General features: G+C 62.1%; 17 protein-coding genes and 1 pseudogene. 10 read left to right on the forward strand and 8 right to left on the reverse strand.

The genetic code is table 11. The features are described 5' to 3' along the window. Nucleotides 1-225: 225 nt before the first annotated feature. From katG to A2J03_RS13370, 5 genes are all read right to left on the reverse strand, one after another. Nucleotides 226-2,457: a catalase/peroxidase HPI gene (katG, locus tag A2J03_RS13350; RefSeq protein WP_068374596.1), complete on the reverse strand. Its 2,232-nt coding sequence runs from the start codon at nucleotides 2,455-2,457 to the stop codon at nucleotides 226-228. Further along, a complete protein-coding gene (locus A2J03_RS13355; protein WP_068374599.1) occupies nucleotides 2,454-2,909 on the reverse strand; it encodes a Fur family transcriptional regulator in 456 nt (151 codons plus the stop codon). Before A2J03_RS13355 ends, katG begins: the two co-directional genes overlap by 4 nt. A 92-nt stretch (nucleotides 2,910-3,001) precedes the next feature. Continuing rightward, on the reverse strand, nucleotides 3,002-3,688 hold the full coding sequence (locus A2J03_RS13360) for a HemK2/MTQ2 family protein methyltransferase (RefSeq protein WP_068374602.1): 687 nt from the start codon (nucleotides 3,686-3,688) through the stop codon (nucleotides 3,002-3,004). A 43-nt stretch (nucleotides 3,689-3,731) separates the two neighbouring features. Beyond that, on the reverse strand, nucleotides 3,732-4,652 hold the full coding sequence (locus A2J03_RS13365; RefSeq protein ID WP_082897813.1) for an ATP-grasp fold amidoligase family protein: 921 nt from the start codon (nucleotides 4,650-4,652) through the stop codon (nucleotides 3,732-3,734). Further along, nucleotides 4,649-5,821: a glycosyltransferase gene (locus tag A2J03_RS13370; protein ID WP_442971350.1), complete on the reverse strand. Its 1,173-nt coding sequence runs from the start codon at nucleotides 5,819-5,821 to the stop codon at nucleotides 4,649-4,651. The genes A2J03_RS13365 and A2J03_RS13370 overlap by 4 nt, the downstream gene beginning before the upstream one ends. Nucleotides 5,822-6,100: 279 nt before the next feature. On the opposite strand from A2J03_RS13370, the gene A2J03_RS13375 reads away from it, so the two are divergent. The 10 genes and pseudogenes from A2J03_RS13375 to A2J03_RS13420 all read left to right on the forward strand — a co-directional run bounded on the left by A2J03_RS13375 (nucleotide 6,101) and on the right by A2J03_RS13420 (nucleotide 17,545). Next, the gene (locus tag A2J03_RS13375) at nucleotides 6,101-7,732 is read left to right on the forward strand and encodes a methane monooxygenase (protein ID WP_068374608.1); all 1,632 of its coding nucleotides are present in this window, start codon (nucleotides 6,101-6,103) and stop codon (nucleotides 7,730-7,732) included. Nucleotides 7,733-7,813: 81 nt separating this feature from the next. Further along, on the forward strand, nucleotides 7,814-8,857 hold the full coding sequence (locus A2J03_RS13380) for a 2Fe-2S iron-sulfur cluster-binding protein (RefSeq protein WP_068374611.1): 1,044 nt from the start codon (nucleotides 7,814-7,816) through the stop codon (nucleotides 8,855-8,857). A gap of 45 nt (nucleotides 8,858-8,902) precedes the next feature. Continuing rightward, nucleotides 8,903-10,027, forward strand: a complete 1,125-nt coding sequence (locus A2J03_RS13385; protein ID WP_068374614.1) for an aromatic/alkene monooxygenase hydroxylase subunit beta — start codon at nucleotides 8,903-8,905, stop codon at nucleotides 10,025-10,027. Continuing rightward, the gene (gene mimD / locus A2J03_RS13390; protein ID WP_068374617.1) at nucleotides 10,024-10,368 is read left to right on the forward strand and encodes a propane 2-monooxygenase effector subunit MimD; all 345 of its coding nucleotides are present in this window, start codon (nucleotides 10,024-10,026) and stop codon (nucleotides 10,366-10,368) included. The genes A2J03_RS13385 and mimD overlap by 4 nt, the downstream gene beginning before the upstream one ends. Nucleotides 10,369-10,428: 60 nt before the next feature. Then, nucleotides 10,429-11,475: an amidohydrolase family protein gene (locus A2J03_RS13395; RefSeq protein ID WP_068374640.1), complete on the forward strand. Its 1,047-nt coding sequence runs from the start codon at nucleotides 10,429-10,431 to the stop codon at nucleotides 11,473-11,475. Continuing rightward, nucleotides 11,472-12,215: pseudogene (locus A2J03_RS13400) on the forward strand (iron-sulfur cluster assembly protein). The gene A2J03_RS13395 and the pseudogene A2J03_RS13400 overlap by 4 nt, the downstream one beginning before the upstream one ends. After that, nucleotides 12,212-13,237, forward strand: a complete 1,026-nt coding sequence (locus A2J03_RS13405) for an NAD(P)-dependent alcohol dehydrogenase (protein WP_068374620.1) — start codon at nucleotides 12,212-12,214, stop codon at nucleotides 13,235-13,237. Before A2J03_RS13400 ends, A2J03_RS13405 begins: the two are co-directional and overlap by 4 nt. 45 nt (nucleotides 13,238-13,282) lie before the next feature. Further along, the gene (groL, locus tag A2J03_RS13410) at nucleotides 13,283-14,932 is read left to right on the forward strand and encodes a chaperonin GroEL (protein WP_068374623.1); all 1,650 of its coding nucleotides are present in this window, start codon (nucleotides 13,283-13,285) and stop codon (nucleotides 14,930-14,932) included. 249 nt (nucleotides 14,933-15,181) lie between these two features. Further along, nucleotides 15,182-16,945, forward strand: a complete 1,764-nt coding sequence (locus A2J03_RS13415; protein WP_068374626.1) for a sigma-54-dependent Fis family transcriptional regulator — start codon at nucleotides 15,182-15,184, stop codon at nucleotides 16,943-16,945. 159 nt (nucleotides 16,946-17,104) lie between these two features. Next, nucleotides 17,105-17,545: a hypothetical protein gene (locus tag A2J03_RS13420; protein WP_068374629.1), complete on the forward strand. Its 441-nt coding sequence runs from the start codon at nucleotides 17,105-17,107 to the stop codon at nucleotides 17,543-17,545. A gap of 4 nt (nucleotides 17,546-17,549) precedes the next feature. Here A2J03_RS13420 and A2J03_RS13425 read toward each other — a convergent pair whose 3' ends face one another. The 3 genes from A2J03_RS13425 to A2J03_RS13435 form a co-directional block, all read right to left on the reverse strand. After that, the gene (locus A2J03_RS13425; RefSeq protein ID WP_068374632.1) at nucleotides 17,550-18,971 is read right to left on the reverse strand and encodes a phytoene desaturase family protein; all 1,422 of its coding nucleotides are present in this window, start codon (nucleotides 18,969-18,971) and stop codon (nucleotides 17,550-17,552) included. Continuing rightward, a complete protein-coding gene (locus tag A2J03_RS13430; protein ID WP_068374635.1) occupies nucleotides 18,968-20,710 on the reverse strand; it encodes a DUF3556 domain-containing protein in 1,743 nt (580 codons plus the stop codon). The genes A2J03_RS13425 and A2J03_RS13430 overlap by 4 nt, the downstream gene beginning before the upstream one ends. A gap of 31 nt (nucleotides 20,711-20,741) precedes the next feature. Then, nucleotides 20,742-21,250, reverse strand: a 509-nt coding sequence (locus A2J03_RS13435) for an AMP-binding enzyme (RefSeq protein WP_156520367.1), incomplete at its 5' end; no start/stop codon positions are given.

The following is a 21,250-nucleotide window of genomic DNA, read 5'->3' on the forward strand; positions in this document are numbered from 1 at the left end:
ATGCCACCGACCGTCGCTACGTACTACGAGCTGATGGACGGACCGGACAAAACACGAGTTGCGGACGTGTTCACCGAGGACGCGACCGTCCTCGACGCCCTGTCCATCACGGCCTAGCGATCGGCGGTCACAGTTGCACACTATCGTCGAGTATCGACGGGATCCCGTTGATCTTCGACGATAGTGTGCACACCGGTCCGGACTTGCGCTCAGCCGCGCTTTCGATCAGTCGAGATCGAAACGATCGTTGTCGGCGACCTTCGCCCATACAGCGACGAAATCGTCGACGAACTTGTCACCGTTGTCCGCCTGTGCGTAGACCTCGGACAGCGCCCGCAACTGCGAGTGCGAGCCGAAGGTCAGATCGACCGACGTCGCCGTCCACTTCTGTGCGCCCGACGCCCGGTCCTTCCCTACGAACACGTCCGACTCCGATTCCGACGGTGTCCATTCGGTGTCGGAATCGAGAAGGTTGACGAAGAAGTCGTTGGTCAACGTCCCCGGGCGGTCGGTGAACACACCGTGGGAGCTGTCTCCATGGTTGGCGGCGAGCGCGCGGAACCCTCCGAGCAGAACCGTTGCCTCGGGTGCCGTCAGATCGAGCATGTAGGAGCGGTCCAGGAACAGCACCTGCGCGGGTGTTTCCTCGCCTGCCTTGACGAAGTTTCGGAAGCCGTCACCGCGTGGCTCCAGTACCTCGAACGACTCGACGTCCGTTTCCTCCTGCGAGGCATCGGTGCGACCGGGCCGGAACGGCACGGTCACCTCGCGGCCGGCGTCGCGTGCGGCCTTCTCTACCGCCGCGTTTCCGGCGAGGACGATGACGTCGGCCAGCGACACCTTCTTACCGCCCGTCGCCGAACCGTTGAAGTCCTGCTGGATCTGCTCGAGCTTCGGCAGCACCTCGGCCAGAACCTCCGGTTCACTCGCATCCCAGCTCTTCTGTGGTTCCAACCGGATGCGGGCGCCGTTCGCGCCCCCACGGAAGTCAGTGCGGCGAAAACTGGACGCCGAAGACCACGCGACACCGATGAGCTGCTGGATAGTCAGGCCGGACTCCAGGATTCGCGCCTTCAACGCCGCGGCATCGTCATCATCGATCTGCTCGTAGTCGGCGGTGGGCACCGGGTCCTGCCACAGCTGCGGCTCCGGAATCCACGGACCGAGATAGCGTGAAACCGGACCCATATCGCGATGCAGAAGCTTGTACCAGGCCTTGGCGAAGGCGACGGACAGCTCCTCCGGATGTTCGAGCCATCGACGGGTGATCCTGGCGTATTCAGGATCCTCGCGCAGCGAGATGTCGGTAACCAGCATCGTCGGGGCGCGTCCCGGGCCACCGAACGGGTCGGGGATCGTACCTGCTCCTGCGCCGTCTTTCGCCGTGAACTGCCATGCATCCGATGGGCTCTTCGTGAGTTCCCACTCGTAGCCGTACAAGTTCTCGAGGTAGCCGTTGCCCCACTTGGTGGGCGTCGGGGTCCAGACGACTTCGAGGCCACTGGTGATCTGGTCCTCGGCCTTGCCCTTGCCGTAGCCGTTCTTCCATCCGAGACCCTGCTGCTCGATCGGCGCGCCTTCGGGCTCCGGTCCGATCTTGTCTGCTGGGCCTGCGCCGTGCGTCTTGCCGAAGCTGTGACCGCCGACGATGAGCGCTGCAGTCTCCTCGTCGTTCATCGCCATCCTCTTGAACGTCTCACGAATGTCGTGGGCCGCAGCGACCGGATCCGGTTCTCCTTCAGGACCTTCCGGATTGACGTAGATCAAGCCCATCGTGGTGGCGCCGAGCGGCTTGGCCAGTTCACGGCCTTCCGCGTAGCGCTTGTCCGTGCCGAGCCAGGCATCCTCCGGGCCCCAGAACACTTCCTCCGGTTCCCAGATGTCCTCGCGTCCGAAGCCGAAACCGAACGTCTCGAAGCCCATGGACTCGAGGGCGGCGTTGCCCGCGAACACGAGCAGGTCCGCCCAGGAGATCTTGTTTCCGTACTTCTGTTTCACCGGCCAGAGCAAGCGACGAGCCTTGTCCAGGTTCGCGTTGTCGGGCCAACTGTTCAGGGGTGCAAATCGCTGAGCTCCCTGTCCCCCGCCGCCGCGACCGTCGAAGGTGCGGTAGGTCCCGGCCGCGTGCCAGCTCATGCGGATGAACAGGCCGCCGTAATGGCCGTAGTCGGCAGGCCACCAATCACGTGAGGTGGTCATCACCGAAACCAGATCGGCTTTGAGTGCCTCGACGTCGAGCTTGGCGAACTCGGACTTGTAGTCGAAGCCCTCCCCCATCGGGTTGGACTTGGAGGTGTGCGCGTGCAGAATCGACAGATCGATTTGCTCGGGCCACCAGTCCTTGTTCGTCAGCGGCGCATGCGCTTTGGGTTTCGGGGACTCGATTACTGGGTTTTCGCTCTCACTCGTGCTGTCGGTGCCGGTGTCCGAGTGAGGCGGGCGAGCGTCGGAGGTCACGCGCGTTCCTTTCCGAGAGGCTTGTTCGGTGTGCGATCACGGGGTGTGACCGAATTCGTGGTGGTTGCACAGTCAGGGCAGATACCCCAGTAGGTGACTTCTGCCTCGTCGACGACAAAACCGCCGCTGCGGCTAGGCGTCGAACATGGGACCTCGCCGGCCGCGCAGTCGGCGTCGACGATGAAACCGCAGGAGCGGCACACAATGTGGTGATGGTTGTCGCCCACACGCGTCTCGTAACGAGCAACGTGGCCGGCCGGCTGAATACGACGAAGCAAGCCGGCGACGGTGAGCGCGTCGAGCACGTCGTAGATGGCTTGTCGAGATACGACAGGCAGGACCTCGCGCGCGAGACCGTAGATCGTGTCGGTGTCCGAATGTGGGTGCGCCTGAACCGAACTCAAGACGACAATGCGAGGCTGCGTCACCCGCAATCCTGCGGTACGCAGCATATGGGCACTGCTCGACGCCGTTGCCACTCTTCGACCATAGACTTCCTGGCCCGGGCTTGTCCTCGATTGTTTGGATTCGGTCGAATTCACCTTCACCGGTTGGTGCGTCGGCGTGCCTCGATGAGCACGAGTTCCTCGCGTCTGCATCCCGGTGCGATACGTCCCGTTTCTTCCATCCAGCTCGCGCGGTCTTGCATCACTGGACCGAAGTCTATTGTCGTCGTTCGAATCACGTCGCTGACCAGTCCAGTTCCTTGCAGTTGCCCCATCGAGTCGGCAACCCCCGAAAACTCGGACTGTACGACCAACAGCACTCCTTCCGGCGCGAGAAGATCAGCGGCTCTGGTGCACAACAGATCGAGCACGACTCGTCCACAGTCTCCCGCATCCCAGGCCCGGTGCACACCAGCACCGACCGGCGGTTCCGGAGACGGCACATACGGTGGATTCGACACGACGAAGTCGAATTTCTCCAGCAGTAGCGCATCGGCGATCGTGCCGAGCCGAACGTCCACCTGTACGCCGTTGGCAGCAGCGTTTGCGGACGCACATGCGACAGCGTCGGCGGAGATGTCGTATGCGACAACATCTCGCGCTCCCATCCGCGCAGCTTCGATGGCTGCGATCCCGCTGCCTGTGCACAGATCCAGGACTCGCGCCCCGGCCATGTTCGATCGTGACGAAATTTCATCGCTCAGGAGAAATGAATCCTCCTGGGGGACATATACCCCAGCGTCGACATTGATCAGCGTTTGAGTACGTTCTCGTGCAACGGTCATAAAGCCTCCGGGTCGTTCGTCTACGAGTGCCCGATCAGGAAGATCAGCAAACGTCGGTTTCACCGAAGTCGCGATCGAGGTAAGCGCGGGGAACCGTCCAGTACTGCCCGAACTCGGCATCGAAGGATTCTGGATGGAACGGGCTGTCACCACCCGCCGGATAGCTCGTCAACTCTCCGACCAGGATCCTGCTGTCGACGACGTAGAGGTCCACCCGAAGGAAGTCGGTGTCCGACGCCAGGCGTTCGGCTATCTCGATCATCTCCGCGAGACACTCTGGTTGCTGTAGTTCGTCGGCCGAGTGTGGGAGTCCACCACTGAGCGGAAGCCACTCCCAGGGTCTCCGATAGAAGTCTTGACTTCTCCGTTCGAACCTCCCGGCATCGACTTGAACGAACTCACAACGACCGTGAAATACGAACAACTTGTAGTCGTCCGCGATCTTGCCGTTTGGCTTGACCAGCATTTCTTCGACGAGAATTCGCCGAGGAACCGCACCGTACGCCCACTCCCGGTTGGGACCCTGACCGTAGAGTTGTTCGATCCAGTACTGCGAGATGTCGACGAGTGTGGAGCGGTCTGCGCGTTCCGGACGAACGTGCGTATACGCCCAGCAGGCGTCGATGCTCGGCAATGTCGCATTCGGATCCGCGTCGGACGACACTACGACTACCGCTCCGCTTCCGTGGGTCGGCTTGACCACGTACCTGTCGGGCAGGTCCAGATCGACGAGGTCGGCCGGATGGTCCAGTAGCGCGTACAGCGTCGGCAGGTGGCGTTGTCCCACGATCGACGTGACGTAGTCGCGCATTGCCGCCTTGTCTGCGAAGGTGATCAACAGCCTCCGGTGATCGCGGAGCATCTTGTACCGCACCTTCTCGGTGAAGGTGGTCGGACGCGAACTCCGCCAGAGCCGCCACCATCGCACGAGCCGGGCGCGTTCACGCCATCGCGCGTTCCTCATCGGCAGTCGGCCGTCAACGTCAGCGCCGAGGTCTGTGTTCTCGCACCGGTGCGGTGCCGATGCCTGTCACGGAGGTGGATGACCGAGGCCCCGATCATGTCCCGGTACAGCGCAATGTAGGCGTCGACCATGGTCCGCGCCGAGCAGTGCCGTTCCGCATGGGCTCGGACGCCTGCACGTGGCAGTTCCGTGGCCGGCGCAACGGCCGCAGCCAGAGCCCGGACGTCCCCCGGGGGCACGAGAACACCGCTGTCGGGTGACACGATCTCGGGAATTCCGCCCCGTGCGAATGCTGCCACGGGCGTTCCGCACGCAAGCGCTTCCGCCACCACGAGCCCGTACGGCTCGTCCCACATCGGCGTCGCGAGGGCCGCTGCGGCGCCGCCTACCAGACAAGCAAGCTCGCGCTGTTCCAAGTGACCGACGTACGTGGTTCGCTCGCCGAGGCGGGGGGCAACCTCACGAAAGAAGTAGTCCGGATCGGAGATGGGCCCCGCGAGCTTCAACGGATGGCCCGCCATCTCTGCGGCCTCGATTGCCAGATGTGGACCCTTTTCCTGCGTGAACCGTCCCGACCACACGAGATACGACCCACCCTCGCCGGCAGGCCAGTCTTCGACTCCGACGCCATTGGGCACGATGTCCACCTCGCTCACGACGCTGTCCCACATCGACGCAGTGTGCTTACTCACCGCTGCGAAGCGGCCGCTGTTCCCGTCCGATGCCGCGACCGCGGATTCGATCCACGGCGTCGGCGGTGTGTGCAGCGTCGTCAGGAACGGGGTAGTCAACGTCGACGCCATCGCGACCGGAAGATAGTGGAGGCTGTGGTTGTGGACGATGTCGAACCGATGGTCCGACGCCAGGTCCAACATCAGTCGCTGGTAGGCGTGATGGTCGGTCATGAAGTCGTCCGACGGCATCGACACGTCCGATTTCGCCCACTGCGTGAGCTGCAACTGCTGGACGTCGAGAAGATCACTCGGCAGGTCGGGGTCCGAACCCGGACCTGCAAACAGGGTGACACGGTGCCCCTCGCGCACCAATTCCCTTGTCAGATGCCAAATATGGGCCTCGAGGCCGCCTGCGAACGGTTGAGCAATGGGGAACCTGTTGGATGCAATCAGCGCAACGCTCAATCTGCCGGTACTCACTCCAACGTCACCGATGACCCCAACTGGTTAGCATTGTTGTTCACGCCCATCCCTCGTCGCAGAAGGACGGGCACAGACGCCCGCCACCGAACGAAGTCGATACCCCCGGCCACGACGCCGCAAACCACCAGGCGACCGCCCACCCTCGGCCATTGATCGACCGATCGACAACTTCGGCGTGTGTCCTGAATCTCAAAGTGAGACGGATGAGACGCAGATCACGGGGTTCAATCGTGTGCACATCTTCCCGACAAGGCCGGCAACCCCGCTGACCTCGCATCCAGGAGGCGCACATTGAGTAGGCAAAGCCTTACCAAGGCACACGCGAAGATCTCGGAGCTTACGTGGGAACCCACGTTCGCCACACCTGCGACTCGCTTCGGCACGGACTACACGTTCGAGAAAGCACCGAAGAAGGACCCGCTGAAGCAAATCATGCGGTCCTACTTCCCCATGGAGGAAGAGAAGGACAACCGCGTCTACGGCGCGATGGACGGCGCGATTCGCGGCAACATGTTCCGCCAGGTCCAGCAGCGCTGGCTCGAGTGGCAGAAGCTGTTCCTGTCGATCATTCCGTTTCCGGAGATCTCGGCGGCACGGGCGATGCCGATGGCAATCGACGCGGTGCCCAATCCGGAGATCCACAACGGCCTGGCCGTGCAGATGATCGACGAGGTCAGACACTCGACGATTCAGATGAACCTCAAGAAGCTGTACATGAACAACTACATCGACCCGGCCGGGTTCGATATGACCGAGAAGGCGTTCGCGAACAACTACGCCGGCACCATCGGTCGGCAGTTCGGCGAAGGCTTCATCACCGGTGATGCCATCACTGCCGCGAACATCTATCTGACCGTCGTCGCGGAGACGGCGTTCACCAACACACTGTTCGTCGCGATGCCCGATGAGGCCGCCGCCAACGGCGATTACCTGCTCCCGACGGTATTTCACTCGGTGCAGTCAGACGAGTCTCGCCACATTTCCAACGGCTATTCGATCCTGCTCATGGCACTTGCCGACGAGCGGAATCGTCCACTGCTGGAACGTGATCTGCGATATGCGTGGTGGAACAACCACTGCGTCGTGGACGCTGCGATCGGCACATTCATCGAGTACGGGACCAAGGACCGACGCAAGGACCGAGAGAGCTACGCGGAGATGTGGCGCCGCTGGATCTACGACGACTACTACCGCAGCTACCTGATTCCACTCGAAAAGTACGGCTTGACCATCCCTCACGACCTGGTCGAAGAAGCATGGAACCGGATCACGAACAAGGGATACGTGCACGAGGTCGCCCGCTTCTTCGCAACCGGCTGGCCGGTCAACTACTGGCGCATCGACACCATGACCGACAAGGACTTCGAGTGGTTCGAGCACAAGTACCCCGGCTGGTACAGCAAGTACGGAAAGTGGTGGGAGAACTACAACCGCCTCGCCTACCCCGGCATCAACAAGCCGATCGCCTTCGAGGATGTCGGCTACCAGTACCCACACCGCTGCTGGACGTGCATGGTGCCCGCTCTCATCCGTGAAGACATGGTCGTCGAGAAGGTCGACAACCAGTGGCGCACGTACTGCTCGGAGACGTGCTACTGGACGGATGCGGTAGCTTTCCGCGGCGAGTACGAAGGGAAGGACACCCCGAACATGGGGCGCCTCACCGGATTCCGTGAATGGGAGACTCTGCATCACGGGAAGGATCTCGCCGACATCGTCTCGGATCTCGGCTACGTTCGCGACGACGGCAAGACTCTCGTCGGCCAGCCGCATCTCGATCTGGACCCGAAGAAGATGTGGACTCTCGACGACGTCCGCGGCAACACCTTCCAAAGTCCGAACGTGCTGCTGAACCAGATGACCGAGTCGGAACGGAACGCGCACATCGCGGCCTACCGCGCCGGCGCTACTGTGCCTGCCTGATCTCAGCCTCGGTGGGCGGCGACTGAGATCAGCCGCTGCCCACCGACTCCAGCGTGATTACATCCACTTCAGGAGACCCTCGTGGCCGACACCCACCGCATCACCTTCGAACCGGTCGACATCGAGATGGAAGTCCGCGAGGACGAACACATCCTCGATGCAGCGTTCCGACAAGGAATCCATCTCATGCACGGCTGTCGAGAAGGACGCTGTTCGGCCTGCAAGTCGTTCGTCCTCGACGGCGACATCCAGATGGAGAATCACTCGACGTTCGCGTGCAACGAAGCAGAAGCAGACGAGGGCTTCGTACTTCTGTGCCGTACCAAGGCATACAGCGACTGCACCATCGAGCTGCTGAACTTCGACGAGGACGAACTACTCGGCGGCATCCCGATCCAGACAGTGACCACCAGGGTCGCTTCCCTCGAATCGGTGACGGGCGACATCGTGGCTCTACGCCTCGAACCCGTCGATCCGGCAGTATTCGAATTCAAGCCGGGCCAGTATGCGGACCTGCGGATTCCTGGCACCGACGACCTGCGATCCTTCTCGATGGCATCGACACCGTCGACTCCGGACCATGTCGAGTTTCTCATCAAGAAGTATCCGGGCGGCAAGTTCGCGGCACTGCTCGACGACGGAATTTCGGTCGGGGACGAGATCACCCTGACCGGGCCCTACGGTTCGTCCACTCTCAAGGACGGCCACGTCCTGCCAGTGGTCTGCATCGGCGGCGGTGCCGGAATGGCCCCGATTCTCTCGATCGTGCGCCATCTGAAGGAAACGGCCAACACCCGACCCGTTCACTTCTACTACGGTGCGCGCACCCCGAACGACCTGTTCTACATCGACGAAATCAACGCCCTCGGTGATGGTTTGGTCGACTTCACCTTCGTTGCCTGCGTATCCGATTCGGTAGGCGTGGCGTCCTCCGGTGCGATATCGGTCGAAGAAGGCAACGTCACCGACGTCGTCCGGCGACTGGAACCCGGGATCGCCAAGTCGGAGGTCTACCTGTGTGGGCCTCCCCCGATGGTCGATGCCGCGCTGGAGCTCCTGGACGTATGCGGAACACCGACGGATCAAGTCTTCTACGACAAGTTCACCAGCCCGGCATTCGACTAGACCGCTTCACCGATACCAGCCCACACCTCAACCGAGAGGCCAGACATGACTGCAACCCAAGACTCGACTGTGACGGCGGAGCCGAAGCACCGCAGCTTCCCCACAATCGAATTCACCGATTCCGAAGCCGGCGCGAAGGAATTCCCCAGCTCGAAGAGTCGCACCTACAGCTACTACACACCGGCCAAGCGCCGGGCAACGATGTACGAAGACGTAACCGTCGACGTGCAGCCCGACCCCGACCGTCACCTGACGCAGGGGTGGATCTACGGCTTCGGCGACGGCCCCGGTGGATACCCCCTGGACTGGACAGCCGCGAAATCGTCGAACTGGCACGAGTTTCTCGATCCCAACGAGGAGTGGGACCAGACCATCTTCCGCAACAATTCCGCAGTGGTGCATCAAGTCGAGCTGTGTTTGAGCAACGCCAAACGCGCCCGTGCGTACGACGGTTGGAACACGCCGTGGCTCAAGTTCATCGAGCGAAATGTCGGCGCGTGGATGCATGCGGAGAACGGTCTGGCTCTGCACGTGTTCACCTCGATTCAGCGTTCGGGTCCGACCAACATGATCAACACCGCGGTAGCCGTCAATGCCGCCCACAAGATGCGCTTCGCGCAGGACCTCGCCCTGTTCAACCTCGACCTGTCCGAGGCCGTTGTCTCGTTCGACGGGTCGGCGCACGTCGATGTCTGGAAGAACGCCCCGGAATGGCAGCCGGTTCGGGAAGTCGTCGAGCAGCTCACCGCGGTGCCGGACTGGTGCGAGCTGCTCTTCGCCACCAACATCGTCTTCGAGCAGCTCGTCGGATCCCTCTTTCGAACCGAGCTGGTGATGCAGATTTCCGCCCGAAACGGCGACTACATCACGCCCACCATCGTCGGAACAGGTGAACACGACTACGACCGCGACCTCAATTACACCCGCACACTGTTCCAGCTCCTCACCCACGATCCCGAGCACGGCGAAGCAAACCGCGCCTTGTTCGGTGAGTGGATGACCGTCTGGGTACCCCGGTGCCTCGACGCGGCACGGGCGCTGCAGCCGATCTGGTCTCAGCCGGCGGACAAGGCCGTCACGTTCGCCTCCAGCTTGGACGCAGCCATCGCCAAGTTCACGGTTCTGCTCGAATCCCTCGGCCTCGACATCCCCAAGGAGTTGGCACGATGACCATGCAATTCGGATCGAACACGGAATTTTCGAACATGTGTGGCGTGACCTTGATGAACACCCCGGTAGGGAGGGTTGTCGCCGAGGTCATGGGCGCCAAGGACGGCGTCGAGCTCACCGAGTACCCCTCGATGATTCGCGTCGACGGCACCAGACTTCTGTCGTTCGACTACGACGAATTGACCGATGCGCTCGGACAGGAATTCGACGGTTCCGTGTTCGAGGAGATCAGCTCGACGCACTACGGCCGCATGGTCCACCTCGATGACAAGACGATGCTCTTCGCCAGCCCCGAAGATGCGGCCGAGTACATCGGGTTCGACCTCGCAGAGCTCCCCTGACGTACGAACCCGTCAGCAATTCGCAGCAAAGAGAATTCACGAGAGTTGGAGACCGAGACCATGTACGAAAAGAACGGCGACAAGTACTTCATCGTGGACGGCCACGTACACCTGTGGGACGCACGCGAGAAAAACCAGAAGAACATTCACGGCAAGCAGTTCATCGACTGCTTCTACGACTACCACAAGAACCTCAGTCCAGAATCCGAACTGTGGGACTACGAGACGTACCAGTACTACGGCGAGGATCGCCTGTACAAGGATCTGTTCGTCGACGGGTACGTCGACCACGCGATATTTCAAGCGACCCTTCTCAGCGACTTCTACCACACCGGTTTCGGTCAGACCGAGGACGCATTCGCGCTGGCACAGAAGCATTCGGACAAGCTCACCTACAACCACGCCTACGATCCCAGGTTCGGGGAGACCGGCCTCGAGCAACTCCGCAAGGACGCGGATCGGATGAACCTGCAGGGCGTCAAGCTCTACACCGCGGAATGGCACGGTGACTCCCGCGGATACAAGCTCGACGAGCCGTGGTCGAGGCGCTACCTCGAAGAGTGCATCAAGTTGGGCATCAAGAACATTCACGTGCACAAGGGACCGACGATCCGGCCACTGGATCGAGATGCGTTCGACGTCGCAGATGTCGACAAGGTCGCGACGGACTACCTCGATCTACGCTTCGTCGTCGAACACGTCGGACTGCCCCGGCTCGAGGACTTCTGTTGGATCGCCACCCAGGAATCGAACGTCTACGGCGGCCTCGCCGTTGCGTTGCCGTTCATTCACACTCGTCCGCGATACTTCGCCCAGATCATCGGCGAACTGCTGTACTGGCTGGGTGAGGACAAGATCCTCTTCGGCAGCGACTACGCACTGTGGACTCCCAAGTGGCTCATCGAGAAGTTCGTGGACTTCCAGATCCCCGAGGACATGCAGTCGGAGTACGCACCGATCACCGTCGATCAGAAGCGAAAAATACTCGGGGCAAACGCCGCCGCGCTGTACGGCATAGACATTCCCGCCGAACTCCGCCCTGCGGGGAACCCGGGCCAGGACGGTGTCGAGGTCGCCGCAGGAGCGAAAGAAGCAGTGTCGTCATGACCACCCTGGCCCTGTGCTCTCCCGTCGACGTCGTCGAGGCGCTCGCCACCGTCACGGACCCTGAACTCGACGAGCCCATCACCGAACTGGGATTCGTCAGATCGGTGACGCTCGACGACGACGGCGTCGAAGTGCATCTGCGGTTACCGACGGCGTTCTGCTAGCCGAACTTCGCGTACCTGATGGCCTCCGATTCACTCGACGCCCTTCGACTCGTCGAGGGAATCGGCACGGTCCGGGTCTTGCTCGACGACCATCACGACAGCGACAAGATCAACATCGGGTTGGCGGCCGACGCCGGCTACAGGGGCACGTTCGGCTCGGAGGCCGACGACAGTCTCGAGGAACTGCGTGACGTGTTTCTCCGCAAGGCCCACCTAGCCGCGATGGAACGCTCCGTTGCTGCCCATCTGGCACAGACCGGTGAAGGCGTCGAGCGCATACACTCGCTCACCCTGCGCGATATCAGGAGCGAACGACACACCACCGCTCTACTCCGCCGTCGCAGCGCGATCGGACTGAGCATCTGCCCGAACAGCAGGGTGTTCGTCGACGAACACGGACAATCCGTCGCACCAGAGGAGATCCCTCTGAAGCTTCGGTTCGCGAAATCCGTCCGGATCTCGATCGAAGGCAACTCGCACTTCTGCCGCGGGCTGCTGGCCACCCGATACAGCGACAGTGAACCGATCGGCTCGTCACCACGCATCACCGACATCAGAACCAGGAGATTTCAATGAGGGCAGTACAGGTGGTGGGCTACCACTCGAGACTGGAAATGACCGAGATCCCTGCGCCCGGCATCGAAGGACCGTTCGACGTGATCGTGCGGATCGGAGGTGCAGGCGTGTGCCGCACCGACATCCACATCCTCGAAGGACAGTGGGAAGAGAAGAGCGGAGTCACGCTGCCGTACACGATCGGTCACGAGAACGCCGGCTGGGTCGAGGCCGTCGGCGACGCGGTCACCAACGTGGCAGTCGGCGACAAAGTGATTCTGCACCCGCTGGTGACTTGCGGTCTGTGCCGCGCGTGTCGCTTCGGTGACGACGTGCATTGTGAGAACAGCGAATTCCCTGGAATAGATCGCGACGGCGGCTATGCCGAGTACCTTCGGACCACAGCCCGTAGTGTCGTCAAGATCGACGATTCGCTCGAACCTGCCGACGTCGCAGCCCTCGCGGACGCCGGATTGACCGCCTATCACGCTGCGGCCAAGGTTGCGCGTGATACCCGTCCCGGTGACACATGCGTCGTCGTCGGCGCAGGCGGATTGGGACATATCGGGATTCAGGTTCTCAAGGCCATTTCCGGGGTCAAGGTCGTCGTCCTCGATCGCAACCCCGATGCCATCGACCTTGCGTCGAAGATCGGAGCCGATCACGGCATCGTCGCAGACGGAAACCACGTCAAGGAGGTCCTCGAACTCACCGACGGGCATGGCGCAGAAGCGGTTCTGGACTTCGTCGGCGAAGGCGGTGCCACCCGGGACGGTGTCGCGATGCTCCGTCGGGCCGGAAGCTACTACGTCGTCGGATACGGGGAGAACATCGACATCCCCACCATCGATGTCATCTCCACAGAGATCAACTTCATCGGCAACCTGGTCGGGTCGTACAACGACCTGCAGGAGCTGATGGCACTGGCAGCGAACGGCCAGGTGTCGCTGCATACCACCACATACCCGCTCGCCGACTTCCAACGAGCACTCGACGATCTCGACGCGGGGCGTGTCCGAGGCCGAGCGATCCTCGTCCCCTAGAGCCGCATCAGCGCCCACCCACACACACTCGAAAGGAACGAACTCATGGCCAAGGAACTGCGGTTCAACACCGAAGCACGCGCGCTACTGGAGCAGGGCGTCAACGCTCTCGCCGACGCAGTGAAGGTGACGTTGGGACCCAAAGGACGAAACGCGGTGCTCGAGAAGCTCACCGGTCCGCCCACGATCACCAACGACGGCGTCACCATCGCTCGAGAGATCCAGCTCCGTGATCCGTTCGCCAACATGGGTGCCCAGTTGGTGAAGGAAGTCGCGATGAAGACCAACGGTGTTGTCGGTGACGGAACCACCACCGCAACCGTCTTGGCCCAAGCGATGGTACGAGAGGGCCTGCGCGCAGTGGATGCCGGCGCGAACCCGATGCGACTGCGTCGAGGAATCGAAACGGCCGTCGCCTCCGTTGTCGAGTCCCTACGTGCGCAAGCAGTCGAAGTAGTGGGCAGCATCGACCTGGAGCGCATCGCCACACTCGCGGCCAGCGACGACGAGGCGATCGGACAGTGTGTCGCCAAGGCCGTGGAGTACGTCGGAAGATCAGGCATCGTCACCACCGAGGAAAGCGAAACTCTCGGAATGGCAGTCGATGTCGTCGACGGTATCGAGTTCGATCACGGATTCATCTCGGGCTACATGATCACCGACCCCGAGCGCGCCGAAGCAGTGCACGACAACCCGGTCATTCTTCTGACGAACAAGAAGATCAACCAGGTTCAGGACATCATGCCGAGCATCGAGGCCGCCAAGCGCGCGGACCGCCCGCTCGTCGTCGTGGCCGAAGACGTCGACGGACCCGCTCTACAGCTGCTCGTCGGCGGCAACATGCACAAGACCATGCAGTCGGTCGTCGTTCGCGCCCCCGGTTTCGGGCACCGACGGGTCGCAGAGCTTCAAGATCTGGCCATTGCGCTCGGCGGCCAGGTGATCGCCAAGGACACCGGCCTCGAACTTTTCGAGGTCACCATCGACCAACTCGGGTCGTGCGACCGGATCACCGTCACCGAGAACGCCACCACGATCGTCGGCGGCCGGGGCGATCAGAAGCTCCTCGACGCTCGTGTCTCTCAGTTGGAGAGTCAGCTCGAACGCTCCAAGATCGACGGTGACCGCGACAGCCTCGAACTGCGCATCGCGCGGTTGACCGGACGGGTCGCGGTGGTTCGAGTCGGTGGCGCAACCAGCGTCGAGCTCAAGGAGCGGATGCTTCGTGTCGAAGACGCCGTCGCCGCATCGCGAGCGGCACTGGAATCGGGAATCGTCTCCGGCGGAGGGACGGCTCTGGCGCAGTCGCACCGCGCGCTCGCAGAGTTGGAACTGAACGGTGATCAGGCGATCGGAGTCGAAGTGGTTCGAAAGGCTTTGACCGAGCCGCTGCGGTGGATTGCCATCAATGCCGGCTTCGAGGGCGACGAGGTCGTCGAGGTCGTCACCGGTCTGCCGATCGGACACGGGTTCAACGCACTTACCGGCGAGTACGGAGATATGTTCGACGACGGTGTCATCGATCCGTTCAAGGTCACCCGGGCGGCCCTCGAGAGTGCAGCATCGATTGCAGCACTGTTGATCACCACGGAAACCGCTGTCGTGGAGGAAGTCTTCGGCAACCCGGGCGCGATCATGGCGCCAGGATTCGGAGACCTCGCCGAAGGAATGGTTCGTCCGTCCAACATCTACTGAGGCCGAGTTCGGTTGCAACACAAATAAGATCGGTATACGGGGTGGCGTCGAAGTAGTCCCGGTGCCACCCCGTCACCCATCCAGGATCGGAGAGACATGGTCTTCACCGATCGGTATCGCAAAACCACTACCGATCGGTGACAATCGGCTAACATCAGCCTGTTACGGCGTGATCGTCCGATTCCGGAGCACAGCGTTTTCGCGATCACGGAATCACCCGTTGCTCTAGATGTGGGTAGGCGGACAAGCATGAGCAAGGAAATCTCGGTACGAGACAGGGACCTTCGCAGGGCTCGTGAAAAGTACTTCACCGAGCAGCAGTTCGACGATGCCGTTCGCGGTCCCATCTCCTTTTCCTGGGAACGGTCGCGGTCGCTGAATGTCCAACCCGACATCTTGCACGCGCCCTATGTCCGCGACCCGGACCTGGAGAGCCCGCTGGTGGTGGCGGCAACACCAGTTCTGCGGCAGCTCGCCGACGGACTGGTCGACGAGCCCGTGTCGGTGATTCTCACCTCTGCCGACGGCGTGGTTCTGAACAGGACAGCCGGGAGCAACCAGCTGTTGAGAATGCTCGACAACGTCAACCTCGCCCCCGGATTCAGCTATTCCGAACAGTTCGCCGGGACCAACGGCATCGGAACTGCACTCGAAACCCGGCAACCCACCCTGGTCTCGGGGGCAGAGCACTACGTCGAAAGTTTGGGAAATCTGGTCTGCGCGGGCGTTCCGATCGTGCACCCCATCAGTGGTTCGGTTGTCGGAGTCCTCGATGTAACCGGCTTCGTCGACGATGGCGCCCCACTTCTTGTCACACTGGCACGGTCGGCTACCGCGCAGATCGAAGGTCGACTGCTCGCGCAATCGAGCGAGGAACAAACCTTGCTGCTCAACGCGTACCTCCGAGCCTGCAGACGATCGCAACAGGTCGGGGTTCTCGCGCTGGGCGACGACATTGTCCTGCTCAACAGAAAGCTGCGACGCGCCCTCGACCCCCAGGATCAGGCAGCGGTGGTCGAACATGCCGTCGACCTCACCAGCGGCTCGGTCAACAGCCGGCACATCCTCACTCTGCCCGGCGGGCAGACCGTTCGTCTCTCCCCTGCTGTGGACGCCACGTTGTCCGCGCGTCGCGGTATGGCCGTCTACTACGCATATCTCACCGATCCCACCCCGACGACGGTCGCCATCGAGCGCGCCACAGCACTGCCCGGGATCGTCGGCGAGAGCTCCTCCTGGCGGCACAGCAGCCAACAGATCGCCCATTGCGCCAGACAGCAAGAGTGGGTGGCCGTATCCGGTGAATTTGGAAGCGGACGGTTCAGTATTCTGAAAGCATCTGCCATTCAACATATCTCGACTACGACGAAGTTCTTCACCGCAACGGAACTCGCTGCCACCGAGGGTGCGATGCTCTCGCTGGAATCCGAGCTCGAACAAGACGGTTTCAGCGTGATCATTCGCGACATCGACACATTGCCCGATAACCATCAACGCACCATCGCGAGCATCATCCAAGGCCGCGAACACGCAGGATGGATCGGGGTCACCATCGGTACCGAAACGGACAACACGGACAGCAATGCCCTGGTCCAACCGTTCTTCGGCCATACGGTCCACGTACCAGCGCTCCGTCACCGGATAGAAGACATACACAAACTGGTTCCCTACATACTTCGTCAGCTCAGCCGCGGGCAGGACCTGACCATGTCCCCTGCGGCCATCCGTCAGCTCACCAAGTACAGCTGGCCCGGAAACGTCGCTCAACTCCGTGAAATCCTGCAAGACATCGTGCACAACCAGAGGTCGGGGATCGTCGAAGTAGACAAGCTGCCGCCCATCTGTCGGGCACTGAGCCGCCGCACCCTCACCCCGATCGAAGCTCTCAAGCGCGACGCCATCGTGCACAGCTTGGAGAGCAACGGCGGAAACAAGCAAGCAGCAGCGGAAGCCCTGGGGATGTCTCGCGCCACGATCTACCGAAAGATCCGGGAGTTCGGCATCGATGTCTAGTGCGTATCTCTGCACGAAATACGTGGCACAGGTTCGTCCCCAGTTCGTTGGCAACGGGACTCGAACCCGTCGATAGCCCCGATTTCGTCCGCACCGCTGCCCGTTCCGGCAGGATGGATACACGGTCCCGAAGTGCCCACAATCGGACGGTGCGCGTATATGAAACGTATTCTGAACGTGCTGATCATCGTTACCGTGTGCACGCTCGCGTTCGTCGGGTTCCTCGTGGCGTTCAACTCTTTCCGGGGCACGACACCACGTCCGCTCGCCGACCAGACGTTCACCATCCACGGCCAGCCGACGACGTGCAGCATGCTCTTCGGGCAGGCGTGCGACTACAGTCTCCAGTCCCAGTACAACCGGTGGGGTAACGGACTAGAATCGTTCGTCGAGTCGAGCACACTGGGCCCCTACGCCACCGAAATCGGGTTCGCGGCCTCGGCGAAGCTCAGCCTGCAAGCATGCGGGCTCGCTCGGACCGCCGGAAATACAGTACTGGAATTCGAGGCCCTCGCCCGGCGCGAGCACCCCGAGGCCACCAGTCCGCAACTGTTCCCGTTCTGGAACCGGACGCGACAGGGGCTGTGCCCCCAGCAATGAGCCCTCAGGGTCGCTTGGCCAACGTGTGGAGAGCCGCCTGGGCAGCGTTGTACCCGCCCATTCCGTGTACCCCTCCTCCCGGAGGGGTTGCTGCCGAACAGATGTAGACCCCGTCGATGCCGGTCCAGTACGGGTTGATGCTCAATCGCGGGCGCAGTGCGACCTGTCCGGGATCGTTCGAGCCGGTGATGATGTCGCCGCCCACGTAGTTGGGGTTGTAGCTGGGCATCTGGGTGGTCGATCGGACGGCGCGCGCCACGATGCGTTTGCGGATCCCCGGGGCGAAGCGTTCGATCTGATCGATGATCGCCTCGCTGGCGTCGCCGGTGTAGCCGTTGGGGACGTGGGCGTAGGTCCAGATCGGGTGGATGTTGCCCTGCGAGCGAGTGGGGTCGGCCAAGTATTGCTGGCCGAGCAGCACGAACGGCCGTCGCGGCATGACGCCTCGATGGACGTCGCGTTCCGCCGCGGCGACCTCCTCGAAGGTCGCACCGAGATGAACTGTTCCGGCGCGCCGAGCACTCTCGTTGGTCCACGGAATACCGTCCTCGACGGCGAGGTCGAGCTTGAAAGCGCCGGGCCCGTATCGCCATCGACGGTAGGGCCGTGCCACCCGTTTGGGGAGGGCATCGCCGGCGATGTCGGCGATCGCGGTCGGCGAGAGATCGAGCATGACGATGTCACTCGGCGGAATCTGCTGCAGCCGCATCACTCTGATGCCGGTTTCGACCTTTCCGCCGTGGTCGGTGAGCACGGACACGAGGGCATCGCTGATCGCGCGAGAGCCACCTTCGGCCACCGGCCAGCCGTACTTGTGACCGGCGGCGATCATCATCACTCCGACGGCGGAGGTGGTCGGCCGGGTCAGTGGGTAGAGCGCGTGGGCCGCGACGCCGGAGAACAACGCCCGTGCTTCGGGCGTACGGAACCGGCGGGCGGTCAGCGACGCCGGTGCCAGGGCATTGAGGCCGAACTTGGTCAGGGTGATCGGGTGACGCGGCACGTGCAGGAGTGGCCGGAAGAAGTCGGTCGTCAAGTCGTCGAAACGATCCGACAGCGGCCCGAAGAATCGTTGCCAAGCACCACCGTCGACGCCGAGCCCGGCCGCGGTGTCGGTGATGGACCGGTGCAGCACCCCGGCGTTGCCGTTGTCGAGGGGTTGAACGGCGTCGATCTCCGGATGCTTCCACGTCAGTCCGTGGGCCTCGAGATCGAGACTGGCGAAGAACGGTGATGCTGCGCCCACCGGGTGCACGGCCGAGCAATCGTCGTGCAGCACACCCGGCAGCGTCAACTCGGAGGTTCGGGTGCCGCCGCCGACCTTGTCGGCCATTTCGAGGACGGTCACCTCGACGCCGGCCATCGCCAGCGTCACCGCGGCAGCGAGACCGTTGGGCCCCGAACCGACGACTGTCGCGGTGGTCACCGCGGCCCGGCCACGTCGGTTGTCGAAATGACGGTCACGGGAATCGACTCCGTCTCGTTCAGCCACGACTGGCGGGTGATCATGTCGGAGACGGCTACTGTTCCCTCCTCGATGAGACCGGTTGCCGCGTCGACGATTCGGTAGTTCTGGGTTCCTCGGTGCATCGGCTGCCCTTCGATCATGACCACACGGATGTCGCCGTCGGCAAAATGGCATGTGCGCTGCAGCGCTTCCAACAACTGTTGATTGTGCAGGTGCCCTTCACCGAAGTTCCAACCGAGTATCGCTCCGGCGAGGAATTCGCCCTCTCGGATGACGTATTCCTCGCGGTTGCCCACTGCCCGCGAGATCAAGCCCATGTGCGCTCGTCCGTGGCTGTGCATCGACCGCCAGGCGGTGAACTTCTGCATCATGAATTCGCTGGTGTCCTCGTCGTACAGCTTCAGCAGCTGAAACTTCGTCATGGGAGCGGACTTGACGATCTCCTCTTGCAGCCGCTCTTCGACGCCGGGGCGCATGATCCACGTGTTCGTCGCCCAGTTTCCGGCGTAGTACCGCATACCCATGAGGAACGAGATCCACTGCGGCTTGGTGCCTCCGACGACGATGCCCGCGATCAACGCGACGACGATCAGATACGGCCAGATGCTGGTGGCGTTCCACAGTGAGTACTCGCTGCCGGTGTAGTTGCCGAACAGGAACCACGCGGCACCGATGACGAAAAGGTTCCATTCCAAGGGAACGCCCGCCGGGAAGGTCGACAGAATGAACAGGTGAAAGATGGTCAGGCCGATCAGGACCACTGTCGTCAGCGTCGAGTTCACCGAGAAGATCAGGATGGCCGGCAGGAGGTACTCGATGACGGTTCCCTGATGGGCGGCGAATTTCGCAAACGTGGACGGCCGCATGTCATCGGGGAAGTTGCGGTACAGCTTTCGCTTGAGCCAGGTGCTCGGCAGTAGCGGACTGTTGGAGATCATCACCGCCACGACGAAGGGAAAGTGGTGGTTGAGCTTGGATGTCGCGGCGCCCCACCAGATGGCCAGCATGACCAACTTCAGCGCGATGATCATGTCCACGAAGGGAAACAGGAACGCGATGACCATGACGAAGTACTGATCGGAGCGGGCGGCCAGGAAGATTGTCTTGTCCCGCAGTCCGACGAGAATCAGCAGCGCGATCACGGCAATCGGGACGCTCGGCGCGAGCATGCCTGCGCTGCCGATACCGCCGGCCACGCCGTCGGAGATCAGGCCCCAGATCAGGACTCCGAGCAGGCCGGCGTACGCGAGCACGTCGAAGACGGTGCGGGTGTCACCGGACGTGAGCGGAATCCGCTTCGGCCACGGCGCGAGCCGCATCGTTCCGGGGCGGAGCCAGTAGGTGAACCCGCCGACAGGCGGGAAGAAGCGCATCGTCAACGGACCTGAGCCGCAGCCGAATCCCATCACCTCGAACAGGATGGTGAACAGGACGAACTTCTGGAACACGATGGGTTGGGTCCACCACGAGCCGATCTCCGACAGTGTGCCCAGTCCCGGTGTCGAGGAGGAGATGATCCACAGGGGGATCACGACATACGCGATCATCTTGATCACGTAGAACAGGTAGGCGCCGACGGGTGTGCCGAAACCGTGTTCACCCCAGTGCTGGACTTGAATCTTCAGGCGTTCGAGCTGAGGGAGGCGACGCCACTGTCCGAGGTCGATATCGGGCAGGGTCGGTGACAACAGACCCATCGTGAGTCCTTTCGGAGAAGGTGAAGTGGGGTTACGTAGTTGCGGGCGCGGCCAAGCGTCGACGCAGCGAAGGCTTGTCGATCTTCCCGACGGGATTCTTGGGTACCTCGTCGACGACGATGATGTCGACGGGCCACTTGTACTTCGACAGGGACCGCTGGACGTGCGCGGCAATGTCGGCTTCGGTGACGGTGGCGTCTGCGGTGAGCGAGACGAACAGCACCGGCTCCTCGCCCCGGACGTCGTGCGGCTGACCGACGACGGCTGCCTCGTAGACACCCGGCAGTTGGTAGACGACGTTCTCGATTTCCTTGGGGTAGATGTTCTCACCGCCGCGGATGATCATGTCCTTGGCGCGATCGACCAGGACGAGATAGCCGTCGTCGTCGAGACGGCCGATGTCGCCGGTCCGTAGCCAGCCGTCATCGATGGTTTTGGCGGTCTCCTCTAGTAGTACTTTGTTAGGTTGGGAATCTGTGGTGGCAGTGCGGGCAGGTTCCGATCCAGATGGCAAGTGCGCGTTGAAGAATGCGGAGTATG

The organism is Rhodococcus sp. EPR-157, assembly GCF_001647195.1.
In the GTDB taxonomy this organism is placed as follows: Bacteria; Actinomycetota; Actinomycetes; order Mycobacteriales; family Mycobacteriaceae; genus Rhodococcoides.

Coding starts and splice junctions, on each gene's coding strand:
- A2J03_RS13355 (WP_068374599.1), bottom strand. CDS start 2,909: ATGCTGCGTACCGCAGGATTGCGGGTGACGCAGCCTCGCATTGTCGTC.
- A2J03_RS13360 (WP_068374602.1), bottom strand. CDS start 3,688: ATGACCGTTGCACGAGAACGTACTCAAACGCTGATCAATGTCGACGCT.
- A2J03_RS13365 (WP_082897813.1), bottom strand. CDS start 4,652: ATGAGGAACGCGCGATGGCGTGAACGCGCCCGGCTCGTGCGATGGTGG.
- A2J03_RS13385 (WP_068374614.1), top strand. CDS start 8,903: ATGACTGCAACCCAAGACTCGACTGTGACGGCGGAGCCGAAGCACCGC.
- mimD (WP_068374617.1), top strand. CDS start 10,024: ATGACCATGCAATTCGGATCGAACACGGAATTTTCGAACATGTGTGGC.
- A2J03_RS13395 (WP_068374640.1), top strand. CDS start 10,429: ATGTACGAAAAGAACGGCGACAAGTACTTCATCGTGGACGGCCACGTA.
- A2J03_RS13405 (WP_068374620.1), top strand. CDS start 12,212: ATGAGGGCAGTACAGGTGGTGGGCTACCACTCGAGACTGGAAATGACC.
- groL (WP_068374623.1), top strand. CDS start 13,283: ATGGCCAAGGAACTGCGGTTCAACACCGAAGCACGCGCGCTACTGGAG.
- A2J03_RS13415 (WP_068374626.1), top strand. CDS start 15,182: ATGAGCAAGGAAATCTCGGTACGAGACAGGGACCTTCGCAGGGCTCGT.
- A2J03_RS13420 (WP_068374629.1), top strand. CDS start 17,105: ATGAAACGTATTCTGAACGTGCTGATCATCGTTACCGTGTGCACGCTC.
- A2J03_RS13430 (WP_068374635.1), bottom strand. CDS start 20,710: ATGGGTCTGTTGTCACCGACCCTGCCCGATATCGACCTCGGACAGTGG.